We start from the raw sequence: 12386 nt of genomic DNA, 5'->3' as shown, positions 1-12386 counted from the left end.
GTAAGTGTTTGAATAATGGCACAGAGATATAGGGTGCAACCCATCTCTCGGCGGTCCTGTTCTGGTCGCTGCCATGTGCCCCACTAGTGCGGCATTTTCACAGTCACGGTATAGTAGTTTTCCGTTCAAGAGATGACATTGCGAGCGAGTAACATGATTAAGTGGCCCTGGAAATCAAATGATTCATCCGCTGTCACGGTACTGCCGTGGGAGCAGGCTTTAGCCATTCCGGTCCTGGGAACGCTCACGACTGCTGAGCAAAAAAAACTGGTCCTTCTGGCTGACCGGTTTTTACAGCAAAAACGGCTGGTGCCTTTGCAGGGGTTTGAGCTTGATGAACTAAAAAGCGTGCGGATTGCGTTACTGTTTTGTTTACCAGTGCTTGAGCTTGGTATCGAATGGCTGGACGGTTTTCATGAAGTCCTCATCTACCCTGCTCCATTCGTAGTGGATGATGAATGGGAAGATGACATTGGCCTGGTACATAACCAACGCGTTGTTCAGTCTGGTCAAAGCTGGCAGCAAGGTCCCATCATTCTTAACTGGCTTGATGTGCAGGACTCATTTGACGCTTCTGGCTTTAACCTGGTGTTCCACGAAGTGGCGCATAAACTGGATATGCGTAATGGCGATCGTGCCAGCGGCGTTCCGTTGATAGCGCTGCGCGATGTTGCGGGCTGGGAACACGATCTCCAGGCGGCAATGGGTAACATCCAGGACGAAATTGATATGGTGGGAGAAAACGCCGCCAGTATTGATGCCTATGCGGCATCTGAACCGGCAGAATGTTTTGCCGTGCTCTCAGAGTATTTTTTCAGTGCCCCAGAGCTTTTGGCGCCTCGTTTCCCTTCACTTTATCAGCGTTTTTGCCAGTTTTATGGTCAGGACCCGTTATTACGGTTACGTGAGAGTGAAAACTTCGAGTCATCCAATGGAAATACGGTGCATTAATTCAGCAAGCTGGGTTTAATTTAATCACTTGAATCAATGTGTTATTTTTATCATTGACTCTTTTGGAACCTGAAGCTACTATTTGCCTCGTTCAAACGATTCCTCTGTAGTTCAGTCGGTAGAACGGCGGACTGTTAATCCGTATGTCACTGGTTCGAGTCCAGTCAGAGGAGCCAATTCTAGTTCTTTGGTATTCCAGCGAATACCATAGATGTTTGAAAATCAACACATTATATAAAAATCGGGTTCTTCTCGGTTCCATATAGTGTGGTTGACTGCCAACTCATTTGGGGGCTTTATTAGGGCCTGTCCGGTTCGATTTAGTCGAGATCCCCAATGTCCCTGAATGATACTTCTATTCGTAATGCCAAACCCTGCACTAAGCCATTCAAAATGGCAGATGGTCAAGGGTTGTACCTTCTTGTTAAACCCAACGGTTCAAAACTTTGGTATCTCAAATACCGCTATGCGGGGAAAGAGAAGAAGCTCGCTTTCGGAGCATACCCCACAGTATCTCTTGCTCAGGCCTGAAAACGGCGTGACGATTCCCGTACCCATCTAAGCCTGAGTGCTGACCCCAGCAAACTGCGCCTCACTGAAAAACAAGCCCGAAAGTTGGGAGACCCGCTGGAAGAAGCCGCACGTAACTGGCACAAGAGCAATCGCACCTGGTCTGCTCATCATACGAACCGCATACTCAGAAATCTCGAAATCTATCTCTTTCCGTACCCTGGACAACAGGCTATCACCACGGCTGCTCTGATCGCGGTTTTGAAAAATGTTGAAGAGAGAGAATTTCTTGAGGTGGCACTGCGTTTAGAGCAACGGCTTGTCAGTATCATGCGCTACGCGGTTCAGAACCAGATAATCAAATACAACCCGGCTGGCCGTGCTGTTTAATCTCTATATCTTTGTGCGCTCCAGTGAGTTGCGCTTTGCGCGCTGGGATGAAATAGATTTTGATAATGCCCTGTGGACCATACCGAGTATCCGTGAATCCCTCCACGGAGTCCGCTATTCCGAGCGAGGTTCAAAAATGATGCAGTGCTGGGTAGATTATCTCGATGCTAATCAGCTGACTCACGTTGCGCCCTACCATTTCAAAAATAACTGACGTGATATCCAGAGCGTGTCATATGCAGGTCTGACTATTTTTATTTATCGCTTTGCAGGCCAGTTGAACGACCCCCTCGCTGAATATGTAAGATTTATTCTGTAAATCCAAGTGGTTAAACCAACGCACAGCAAAAACGTCCGATGCGGCAACTGGCATACCACTCTGATACATGCACAGCAGCGGTATCATAAGATAGTGGTAACGAAGATAACCGGCCCATCGTAGTCAAAAGCTTCAAGCAGGGCTTCCCTCGACTGGCTCACCACTTCCAGTCCGGTTTCTTCGTATACTTCACGGACTGCGGCCTCTTCGATAGTTTCACCTGCATCAATTTTCCCACCCGGCCCCCCCCACAGTCCAGCATCAGGCGGATTGGAACGCCTGACGAGTTTCCTACTGATGTTCAAACCAACGGGATGATTAGGTTATTGGCCTAAGTAACGGCAAGCACCAGAACCTGTCGATGACGAAGGATGAAGTTGCAGTGATAGATGCACAGCTACACCGCAAGCACCCCAGCGGCCTGAATATCTGGATGTGTGACGTCACCGGACCACGTAAATCACGACAGTTGCATGGGTATTTGTTGCAGGATCCATTGGTGATATTTACAGAGCTGCCGCTTCGCAGTTACGCTGCATCCCACCCTCGCCACGCAAAACAAATGACCGTATAATTTTACACTTGAAAACAACGAAAAACCCACACCACAACCACTAACTACAAGAAAACGTTACAATAACCACTAAATTCAATCCATCTACTCAATTTTATAAAATGATCTAAAAACCAAACATATGTCACATCATGTTTTACACATGACAAGATATAGTCAGCACATGTAAGGAGCACAAGCAGCGAAGCGAATTATCAAAGCATCTTGAGAAAAGAAAGGAGATCTATCATGTCGAACGCTATACCCGCAGGTTACAAACCGCAGACGAATGAAACATTGCCCGATTATCTCGCCAGAAAGCTTCCCGGCGCACTTAAGCTTGGAGGAACACCCGACCAGTGGCAGGTGGAAGAAGTCGGTGATGGAAACCTGAATATGGTTTTCATTGTGAAAGGTTTAGAGAAAACCATCATTGTGAAGCAAGCTCTGCCCTGGCTACGGGCCGGAGGAGAAGACTGGCCGTTATCCCTGACCCGTGCAGGCTTCGAATACAACGTACTCTGTAATGAAGCGCAATTCGCCGGCCACGACCTGGTGCCCGAAGTGTATTTCTACGATCAGGAAATGGCCCTTTTTGCCATGGAATACCTGACTCCGCACGTCATCCTGCGTAAGGAGCTGATCGCCGGGAAAAAATTCCCGAATCTCGCACGGGATGTCGGCACTTTCATCGCCAGAACGCTTTTTTATACCTCCGATATCGGAATGGCGGCGGAGAAGAAAAAAGCGCTTACCGCTAAATTCTCCCTTAATCACGAACTGTGCAAGATCACTGAAGATCTGATTTTCACTGAGCCGTACTACCCAGCAAAACGAAACGACTGGACGTCACCACAACTTGACGCTGACATGAAGAAAGTCTGGAACGACAAAGAAATGATTCAAGTCGCGATGCGTTACAAATTCAAGTTTATGACTGAAGCGCAGGCACTGTTACATGGCGACTTGCACTCTGGCTCAATTATGGTAACCGAAAGCGATACCAAAATTATCGACCCAGAATTTGGCTTTATGGGGCCAATGGCGTTCGATATCGGAAACTATATCGGCAACCTGTTGCTCGCCTTCTTCTCACGGCCGGGTTGGGATGCCACAGCACAGGCGTGTGAAGAGTATCAACACTGGTTAATCGGCCAGATGGAAGAAACCTGGGCTGTTTTTGCCACTCACTTCCGCCAGCTATGGAATGAAAAAACACAGGGTGAAGCCTGGCCTGTCGAAATCTATCAGCAGTGCCCGGATAACGACCTGGATCATAACGCACGGGAAATAGCGCAGGACCAATTCCTCGCGACACTCTTTGAAGACACCCTGGTCAATGCCGGTATGGAAATGAACCGACGGATTATTGGTTTCGCCGGTGTAGCCGATTTCAAACTGATTGATGACGCTGATTTACGTGCGCAATGCGAACGCCGCGCACTTGCAATGGCACGCGAACTTATTGTTAACGCCCGCCTGTTTAAAAATATGTCTTCTGTTGGTCAATTTGCTAAAGCACGTTAAGAGGGAATTATGAATATAAGTGGTAAACACTACCGAACGGTCTGGGTTTCCGATAATGGAGAAGCGGTAGAAATCATCGATCAGACCAAACTTCCTTTCAAATTTGAGGTGGTAGCGCTTACTTCCGTTGAACTGGCGGCCACTGCAATTAAGGAGATGTGGGTACGTGGTGCACCTCTGATTGGCGTGCTGGCAGCTTACGGTATGGCATTGGGCATGAAAGTAGACACCAGCGATGAAAACCTGCAGCGCTGTTATGACCTGCTGATCAAAACCCGTCCTACGGCCATTAATCTCAAGTGGGCCCTGGATAGAACACTTGCCATATTGCAAAGCACACCGCCAGCAGCACGTGTGAAAACCGCCTGGCAACTGGCGGCAGAAATTGCTGATGAAGACGTCGGCCTGTGTGAAAAAATCGGGCAAAACGGTGCCGACATTATTCGCGCTATTGCTCAGAAGAAACCCGCAGGCAGCGTGGTGAATATTCTGACGCACTGCAATGCGGGGTGGCTGGCCACTGTGGACTGGGGTACGGCACTCTCTCCCATCTACAAGGCGCACGAATCGGGGATTAACGTTCACGTTTGGGTGGATGAAACACGGCCACGTAATCAGGGCGGACTGACTGCTTTTGAGCTGGGTTCACATGGCGTACCGCACACGCTGATTGCCGATAACGCCGGCGGGCACCTGATGCAACATGGTGAAGTCGACCTGTGTATCGTGGGTACCGACCGCACCACAACCCGCGGCGATGTTTGCAATAAAATCGGCACTTACCTGAAGGCGCTGGCGGCTCATGACAATAATGTACCGTTCTACGTAGCCTTACCTTCCCCCACCATCGACTGGACCATTAAGGACGGATTAAAGGAAATCCCAATCGAGCAACGCAGCGGAAAAGAGCAGTCGCATGTTTACGGCATTAATCCGCAAGGTGAATTGAGCTGGGTCGATACGGCACCGAAAGGCACGGCATGCGGGAATTACGCCTTTGATGTCACCCCTGCCAGATACATCACCGGTTTAATCACCGAACGGGGCGTGTGTACCGCCAGTGAAACCGCGCTGGCTGATATGTTTGGCGACCTGAAATCGAATTTTGCATAACAGACCAGCAGTGGGGAATTCCCCACTGCTGTAAGGATCTCAAATGGAAAGAAATTCGTTAGCGCAAAATATTATTGATACCTGTCTGGAAATGAATGCCACAGGTCTCAATCAGGGCACCTCAGGAAATGTCAGTGTCCGCTATCAGGACGGTATGCTGATCACGCCCAGCGGTATTCCATACGTCAAACTCACACCAGAAATGATTGTGTATGTGGATGAGAATGGTGTATCTGAACCCGGCAAAGTAGCGTCCAGTGAATGGTTGTTTCATCTGGCCTGCTACCGGGCCAGAGGTGAACTCAATGCCGTGATCCACACGCATGCCGTCAATTCAACAGCGGTAGCAATAATGAACCACGCTATTCCAGCGATTCATTACATGGTAGCGGTAACCGGTACCGATCATATTCCATGCATTCCTTATGATACGTTTGGTACTAAAGAACTGGCAGAAAGTGTATTTAGCGGAATAAAAGAAAGCAAATCAATATTAATGCAACACCATGGCATGCTGGCCATGGAAATTAATCTGGAAAAAGCACTGTGGCTTGCTGGCGAAACTGAAACGCTCGCCGAACTGTATTTAAAAGTAGGTGGGTTACACGCCCCTCCTCCCGTACTCCCGGCTGACGAAATGAAAAAGGTTATCGGAAAATTTAAAAATTACGGTTTAAAAACTGAGAAGTAAAATTTTAAAACTTCTATGAAGACACGACGACCACCTTAAATGGCGGATGTCACAGTTTTTATCCATAGGAAATCATTACGACTGCCACAGGGAGTTATTTATGTTTGTCGTGGGGTCTTATATAGAAGCAATAATTTATAGCTACCACAAGGAGTTACTTATGTTTATCGTGGAGTCTTATACCGTTGCAATAATCATGTGTTTCATCACCATGATTTGCTGGGGATCGTGGGCAAATACCACGAAACTCGTCAGCAATAAAAACTGGGCATTTCCACTTTTCTACTGGGATTATTCGATTGGCCTGTTACTGTGCTCCCTGCTTTTCGCTTTTACTCTCGGGTCGATGGGAGAGTCTGGTCGCAGTTTTATAACAGATATTCAGCAGGCGGGTGCCGGTAGTCTGTTCGCGGCATTGCTCGCCGGTATCATCTTTAATATCTCGAATATCCTGCTGGTTGCATCAATCAACCTGGCCGGTATGGCGGTTGCCTTCCCGGTGGGTGTGGGTCTGGCCTTGGCACTTGGTGTTATCACCACGTATATCGGCAACCCTCAGGGGGATGCCCAAATCCTCTTTCTGGGCGTTGCCTGTATTGTTGTCGCCATTATCCTGACCGCCATCGCCTATGGTCGTGTTACGCAGGAATCAGACAAATCCCGTCGAAACAAGGGGCTTATCACCGCAATTCTCGCGGGGATCATTATGGGCTGGTTTTTCCGCTTCCTGGCCGCGTCCATGTCGGACAACTTCAGTGAACCGGTTGCTGGTTTAATGACGCCTTATTCAGCACTGGTGTTGTTTGCTGTGGGGCTGTTTTTATCCAACTTTGTTTTCAACACGCTGGTGATGAAAAAGCCAATAACCGGTGAACCGGTCAATGGAAAAATGTATTTTTCGGGTAGCTTCCGGGATCACCTCTGCGGTGGAATTGGTGGAATTATCTGGTGTGTGGGTCTGGGCTTTAGTCTGATTGCCTCCGGCCAGGCAGGATACGCCGTGTCCTATGGACTTGGGCAAGGCGCCACCATGATAGCCGTCATCTGGGGCGTCTTTATCTGGCGCGAGTTTGCCAAAGCGCCAGCCGGTACCAATAAGCTGATCTTTGCCATGTTTATCTTATATATCATCGGGATTATCCTTATCATCGCCGCCAATCAGTAAGCATTCGGCCCCACCCTCACGGTGGGGCATCATTCAGGATTTCGCAGAGGGCAATTCACACGTCAGTAAAAATTCGGCGGTACCTTCGTCAACAATCAAGTCGGTAACATAACCGCCAAGCAATGCGCCCAACGTGGCGGCGTATCCCCGCTCACCACCCGCCAGGAAGATTTTTCGTTCAATTAACCGCAACTGAGCAAGACTGATCCCGAGTATTCGTTGATCAACATCCATCACAATCGGCATGCCGTTTTTATCGTAAAACCGCCCGCAAATCACGCCCACAGCACCTGAATCACGATAGGCTTGCATCTCTTTGGTACTTAACACGCCGACGCGAATCAGGGGGTTTTCATCCAGTGCGTTTCCAACAACAAAAAATGCTTTGGTACAATGGGTTAACACATCAAAGTTAGAGCAGATGATTGGCTCTGCCTGCAATTCCATAGCAAGCCTGGCACTCGATACCACGGCAGGCACGTGCAAAGACGCAACACGACCAGAAAGCTTATAAGCAATCTGGGAAGAGGATTCGATAATGGTGAGATCGGGCTGCGAAGGCATAGACCCCAACATCTGGATGACCGTAACGCCTTTACACGATTTTGGCGTCATGGTTTTGCTCATCTGGTGGATAGTTCTCCCCCAGGCAACACCGAGCACATCATTGTTTTCTATCACCTGATTAAGGTACATCCCCCCGGCACGTGAGAGCCTCTCTCGCATGAGCTGTGCATCGTCACGCTTACCGACGTGCTCGCCGTCTGGCACAATAATAACCTGATGCAGACCAAATTTTTCGCGGATGCGCAAAGAGGCATCGATAGACCCGAAGACATTCATATCAAGGTTAATTTGCACCAGACCGCTCTCTCTTGCTGTCTGCAGGTACTTAACCACCGTCACTCTGGACACACCTATCAATGCCGCGACTTCACTCTGGCTCTTCCCTTCTTGATAGTACAGCCACGTCGCATGCAGTACAGGGTCATCTTTGAACAAGCTGCCGTTTTGCAGTCCGATATCCACTTTTGTTATCCCAGTTTGTCTTTACTTCATCACAGCAGCGCCGGACAAAGTGCTTTCAAATATTAACCACTACTTTACAGCTGCAAACCGATTATTGGAACGCCTAATCCCCTAAAGAATGTGCATCCCGGCGGGGTTACTAACATTATTATCGACTGTTTTAAAAGGACTTTTAACGGCATCGCTATCTGAAAATTTTCTACAACGTTGCCGCCTTGATACCTCAGCAACACGGAAACAGCAATGATGAAGTGTCACTCTCTGCTGACGCAACAAAATAATATTCTAAAATTACTTTATAAAACTCATAAATATATTAATTCCGCATCGTTAATTTTAATATTAAAATATATTTTATAGAATAAGAAACAGTTATTTAACTATTAATTACACTAGTTAACCTTACTAAAACCAATGGTAATAATATAAATTATGTTACATAATGTACTATGAAGGAATAAAAGTAATATTTTAAATATATATTTAAAACTGACTCCCGGATGAGCCCATTAAAATATGTCACGAAAACAGAACACCCTAAGCATAGGTTTATTTCCTCTGGCATTGATTCTTTATGAATTTGCTGCATATCTGAGTACCGACATGATCCAACCCGGAATTATTGATGTGGTCCGGGATTTCAATGCCGATGTCAGGCTTGCTCCCGCTTCCGTTAGTTTGTACATGGCTGGCGGTATGGTATTGCAGTGGCTGCTTGGGCCACTGTCCGATCGCGTTGGCCGTCGACCGGTACTACTCACCGGGGCAATGATTTTTACCCTGGCCTGTTTTGCCACACTGTTTACCACCTCAATGACGCAATATCTGATAGCAAGATTCATTCAGGGAACCAGCATCTGCTTCATCGCCACCGTTGGATACGTATCCGTGCAGGAGATCTTTGGTGAAAAAAAGGGCATTCAACTCATGGCTATCATCACATCGGTGGTGCTCATCGCCCCTATTATAGGTCCGTTGGCAGGGGCTACGTTGATGCATTTCGTTCACTGGAAAGCGTTGTTTGGGATCACGGGGTTAATGGGGCTCATCGCATGGACAGGATTACTGTTTAACATGCCAGATACGGTAGGCGCAAAAAGCACGCCATTCAGCGTATCTGGCGTACTCCATGATTTTAGAAAGGTGTTTCGCAACAGCATTTTCCTCAACGGTGTAGTCACCATCTCGTTATGTTACATACCGATAATGAGCTGGGTGGCAGTATCCCCCGTGATACTCATCGAACATGGGGGGCTTACAACTTCACAATTTGCCTGGACTCAGATACCGGTTTTTAGTGCCGTGATCCTGGCGAATATGGTCGTGGTTAAGTTTATCGACGATCCTACCTCTGCGCGTTTTATCTGGAAGGCAGTCCCCATCCAGTTGCTCGGCCTGGCCACATTGATTATCGGCAATATCGTTTATCCGCACGTCTGGTTGTGGTCAGCAGGCGGAACCAGTATCTATGCTTTTGGTATCGGGCTCATCTTCCCGACACTCTTTCGTTTTACTTTATTCTCAAACGAGCTTCCGAAAGGAACGGTATCAGCATCACTCAACATTGTTGTGTTGAGCATTTGCGCCGCGTCCGTTGAACTGGCTCGCTGGCTGTGGTTTGAAGCCGGAGGGCGTATCCCTTTTCATCTGCTGGCAGTGGTCGCGGGTGTTACGGGGGTCTTATTCCTGTCACGGTTGCTGCGTTATCAACACCTGCATAAAACTTATCTGCAAGGCGACTAAAATGGATAACGGAGCAGTTTTAAATGCGGAGCGAGCGAGGATTTCTCGCTTCAGTTACCCCTGGTAAGGAGGAGATATGTTTTCTTATATCATGCTGGGCACCAATGACCTGCCAGCCACTTTCCCTTTTCGGATCACGCATCTCTAAGGGATAACCAAATTAAATAACCCAGTAAAAGGAACTCTGAAATGGACATCCCACGTATTTTCAACATTAGTGAAAGTGCTCACCGTATTCATAACCCGTTCACGCCCGAAAAATTCGCCACGCTCGGCAACGTGCTACGCATGGAGCCAGGTACCCGGGTGCTCGACCTCGGCAGTGGTTCAGGTGAAATGCTCTGTACCTGGGCACGTGATTTCGGGATCACCGGTATCGGCATAGACATGAGCCAGTTATTCAGCACGCAAGCCAAAAAACGCGCAGAAGAACTTGGCGTCACCGGTAGTGTCGATTTTATTCATAACGACGCCACTGGCTACGTAGCCGAAGAAAAATGCGACGTAGCAGCCTGCGTGGGTGCTACCTGGATTGGTGGAGGCGTCACCGGCACTATTGAGCTTCTGACCAAGAGCCTAAAACCTAATGGGATTATCCTCATCGGCGAGCCCTGGTGGCGTCAGTTACCGCCGACGGAAGAGATAGCCAAATCATGCGGAGCCACTTCTATCTCCGATTTTCTCACCCTTCCTGAATTTGTCAGCTCTTTCGACAAGCTCGGCTATGACATTGTAGAAATGGTCCTGGCCGACCAGGAAGGCTGGGACAGATACGAAGCGGCCAAGTGGCTTACGATGCGCCGCTGGCTTGAAGCCAACCCTAACGATGACTTTGCGAAAGAAGTCAGGACACAATTAACAATATGGCCTGAACGCCACGTCACCTATACGCGTGAATACCTGGGATGGGGCGTATTCGCCCTGATGGCACGGTAATGTCAATACTGGCGTTTATTTTCTGAACTGAGGTTTTCCTCCGGGTGGCTAACGCCACCCGCTTTCCTTTGGCGGATCACACTTTTCAGACTCCCTCATTCCTGCATAAAAATCCTGTGATAGAATTAACCGGTAAATACCTTTCAACTCAATCCGAGGCTTTGATGCTGGAGAATGTAATCATCAGATAATCAGCTTCCCGACCTTTTCAGGCCGGACTGATTATCAATGCGCCGAAATCGAATGCGGACACCGCTGTGTGTTTGCACGTTTTGCACATGATGATTAACAGGGTTTTCCAGTATGAATTTATCCCGTCAGGAACAACGCACCTTACACGTTCTCGCCAAAGGTGGACGTATTGCGCACATCCGCGATACTTCAGGCCGCATCACTTCCGTTGAATGCTACACCCGCGAAGGGCTATTGCTCAGCGACTGCACACTCGTCGTGTTCAAAAAACTTAAAACCAAGAAGCTTATCAAGTCCGTGAATGGTCAGCCGTACCGTATTAACACCACGGGGCTGAACAACGTTCGCGCCCAACTGGACAACCGTTAAGGAAAATATATGGATATCAGCTGTTGACGCAACACGGTTGGGATGACGCCACGCAAACAAGCTCAACATTATTCTGGGCCGTAGAAGAAAATGGCGCGGTAACGCGCTTCGGTAGCCAAATGACGGCATGGCAGGATAACGGATACCAGCAGCTACTGACAGAATGTGGCTTTCAAAAACCACAGCGGATAGAGACTTCAGCCTGGCCCACAAGTGACACGTTTCAAGGCAAGCTGTATACGCTTTTAGCGCATACCCAGCAGTAATCCTTCCCTTAACGCCCTCTCCCTACTGTGGAGGGAGAGGGCGAGGTGATTGCACCTGCATCTTTAAAGTGTTCGGGTACATACATCATCTGGAACAATAATTTCAGGGCAGACTAAATAAAACAATCAAGCACTTACGCAAGAAATGAATCTTTTAATTTCAGCCAGTTGGTAAGGCTCGTAAACACATTGCCCGACTTCAATTTTTGGCTTGTTACGCCCATGAAAGTCACTGCCACAGGTAACATATGCCGAACGGCTAACGGTAAAGTCATATAACTGATCGGTCAGTTCCGGTGAATGGTAGCTTGAGAACACCTCAACGCCCATCACACCAATTTTCAGCATCTCTTCAATAACCTGCGTATGATCTTGCTTAACGTTAGCGCCGATATGGGCCAAAATCGGTATCCCGCCATTATGGCGAATCACATCAACCATCTCGTTCATTGGAGGAAACGTAACCGGTAAATGGCAGGCTTTGCCTGGGCCAAAGAAATCCCAGAAAAAATTAATCAGCGGCATATCCGCCCGGGCACCGCCAGTGCGATATGGCAACAGCAATGGGTGGCCGTCATTGCGCTCATCTTCGAGAATCACCTCTCCCATCTGTTCTTCTTGAGGAATGGTAT

Annotated in this window: 15 protein-coding genes and 1 tRNA gene; 13 read left to right on the top strand and 3 right to left on the bottom strand. The window is 48.2% G+C overall.

What is annotated here, in order from left to right:
• The first annotated feature begins 153 nt into the window (after positions 1–153).
• The 4 genes from mtfA to AC0IXI_RS09085 all read left to right on the top strand — a co-directional run bounded on the left by mtfA (position 154) and on the right by AC0IXI_RS09085 (position 1851).
• Entirely contained in the window at positions 154–951 is a 798-nt protein-coding gene (gene mtfA / locus AC0IXI_RS09100) for a DgsA anti-repressor MtfA (protein ID WP_413498781.1), read from the top strand.
• Positions 952–1051: 100 nt separating this feature from the next.
• Positions 1052–1127 (top strand) — tRNA-Asn (locus AC0IXI_RS09095).
• A gap of 160 nt (positions 1128–1287) precedes the next feature.
• A complete protein-coding gene (locus tag AC0IXI_RS09090) occupies positions 1288–1482 on the top strand; it encodes an Arm DNA-binding domain-containing protein (protein WP_134186476.1) in 195 nt (64 codons plus the stop codon).
• 84 nt (positions 1483–1566) lie between these two features.
• The gene (locus AC0IXI_RS09085; RefSeq protein WP_134186474.1) at positions 1567–1851 is read left to right on the top strand and encodes a phage integrase central domain-containing protein; all 285 of its coding nucleotides are present in this window, start codon (positions 1567–1569) and stop codon (positions 1849–1851) included.
• Between the two features lie 402 nt (positions 1852–2253).
• Here AC0IXI_RS09085 and AC0IXI_RS09080 read toward each other — a convergent pair whose 3' ends face one another.
• Complete coding sequence (locus AC0IXI_RS09080; RefSeq protein WP_413498779.1) at positions 2254–2475, bottom strand: NUDIX domain-containing protein; 222 nt, start codon at positions 2473–2475, stop codon at positions 2254–2256.
• 56 nt (positions 2476–2531) lie between these two features.
• Here AC0IXI_RS09080 and AC0IXI_RS09075 point away from each other — a divergent pair, with 56 nt between their 5' ends.
• From AC0IXI_RS09075 to AC0IXI_RS09055, 5 genes are all read left to right on the top strand, one after another.
• A complete protein-coding gene (locus AC0IXI_RS09075; RefSeq protein ID WP_461336307.1) occupies positions 2532–2744 on the top strand; it encodes a conjugal transfer nickase/helicase domain-containing protein in 213 nt (70 codons plus the stop codon).
• A gap of 228 nt (positions 2745–2972) precedes the next feature.
• The gene (mtnK, locus tag AC0IXI_RS09070) at positions 2973–4250 is read left to right on the top strand and encodes an S-methyl-5-thioribose kinase (protein WP_134186470.1); all 1278 of its coding nucleotides are present in this window, start codon (positions 2973–2975) and stop codon (positions 4248–4250) included.
• 9 nt (positions 4251–4259) lie between these two features.
• Positions 4260–5363, top strand: a complete 1104-nt coding sequence (gene mtnA / locus AC0IXI_RS09065; RefSeq protein ID WP_134186468.1) for an S-methyl-5-thioribose-1-phosphate isomerase — start codon at positions 4260–4262, stop codon at positions 5361–5363.
• Positions 5364–5406: 43 nt separating this feature from the next.
• Complete coding sequence (locus tag AC0IXI_RS09060; RefSeq protein ID WP_134186466.1) at positions 5407–6054, top strand: L-fuculose-phosphate aldolase; 648 nt, start codon at positions 5407–5409, stop codon at positions 6052–6054.
• A gap of 160 nt (positions 6055–6214) precedes the next feature.
• Positions 6215–7219, top strand: a complete 1005-nt coding sequence (locus tag AC0IXI_RS09055) for a GRP family sugar transporter (RefSeq protein WP_413498777.1) — start codon at positions 6215–6217, stop codon at positions 7217–7219.
• Between the two features lie 33 nt (positions 7220–7252).
• Here the strand turns inward: AC0IXI_RS09055 and AC0IXI_RS09050 are convergent, their stop codons facing one another.
• On the bottom strand, positions 7253–8062 hold the full coding sequence (locus AC0IXI_RS09050; RefSeq protein ID WP_243839646.1) for a sugar-binding domain-containing protein: 810 nt from the start codon (positions 8060–8062) through the stop codon (positions 7253–7255).
• A gap of 702 nt (positions 8063–8764) precedes the next feature.
• Here AC0IXI_RS09050 and mdtM point away from each other — a divergent pair.
• From mdtM to AC0IXI_RS09030, 4 genes are all read left to right on the top strand, one after another.
• A complete protein-coding gene (gene mdtM / locus AC0IXI_RS09045; RefSeq protein ID WP_134186460.1) occupies positions 8765–9991 on the top strand; it encodes a multidrug efflux MFS transporter MdtM in 1227 nt (408 codons plus the stop codon).
• Positions 9992–10180: 189 nt separating this feature from the next.
• Entirely contained in the window at positions 10181–10927 is a 747-nt protein-coding gene (locus AC0IXI_RS09040; protein WP_134186458.1) for an SAM-dependent methyltransferase, read from the top strand.
• A gap of 303 nt (positions 10928–11230) precedes the next feature.
• Positions 11231–11488, top strand: a complete 258-nt coding sequence (locus tag AC0IXI_RS09035; RefSeq protein WP_134186456.1) for a YjhX family toxin — start codon at positions 11231–11233, stop codon at positions 11486–11488.
• Between the two features lie 23 nt (positions 11489–11511).
• Positions 11512–11754: a hypothetical protein gene (locus AC0IXI_RS09030; RefSeq protein ID WP_471682289.1), complete on the top strand. Its 243-nt coding sequence runs from the start codon at positions 11512–11514 to the stop codon at positions 11752–11754.
• A 126-nt stretch (positions 11755–11880) separates the two neighbouring features.
• On the opposite strand, the gene AC0IXI_RS09025 is transcribed toward AC0IXI_RS09030, so the two are convergent.
• The gene (locus AC0IXI_RS09025) at positions 11881–12363 is read right to left on the bottom strand and encodes a PHP domain-containing protein (RefSeq protein WP_471682288.1); all 483 of its coding nucleotides are present in this window, start codon (positions 12361–12363) and stop codon (positions 11881–11883) included.
• Positions 12364–12386 lie beyond the last annotated feature (23 nt).

The organism is Buttiauxella sp. AC038 (assembly GCF_979253565.1).
Note: the sequence above shows the minus strand (reverse complement) of the source record. Positions and strands in the feature narration are given on the sequence as shown.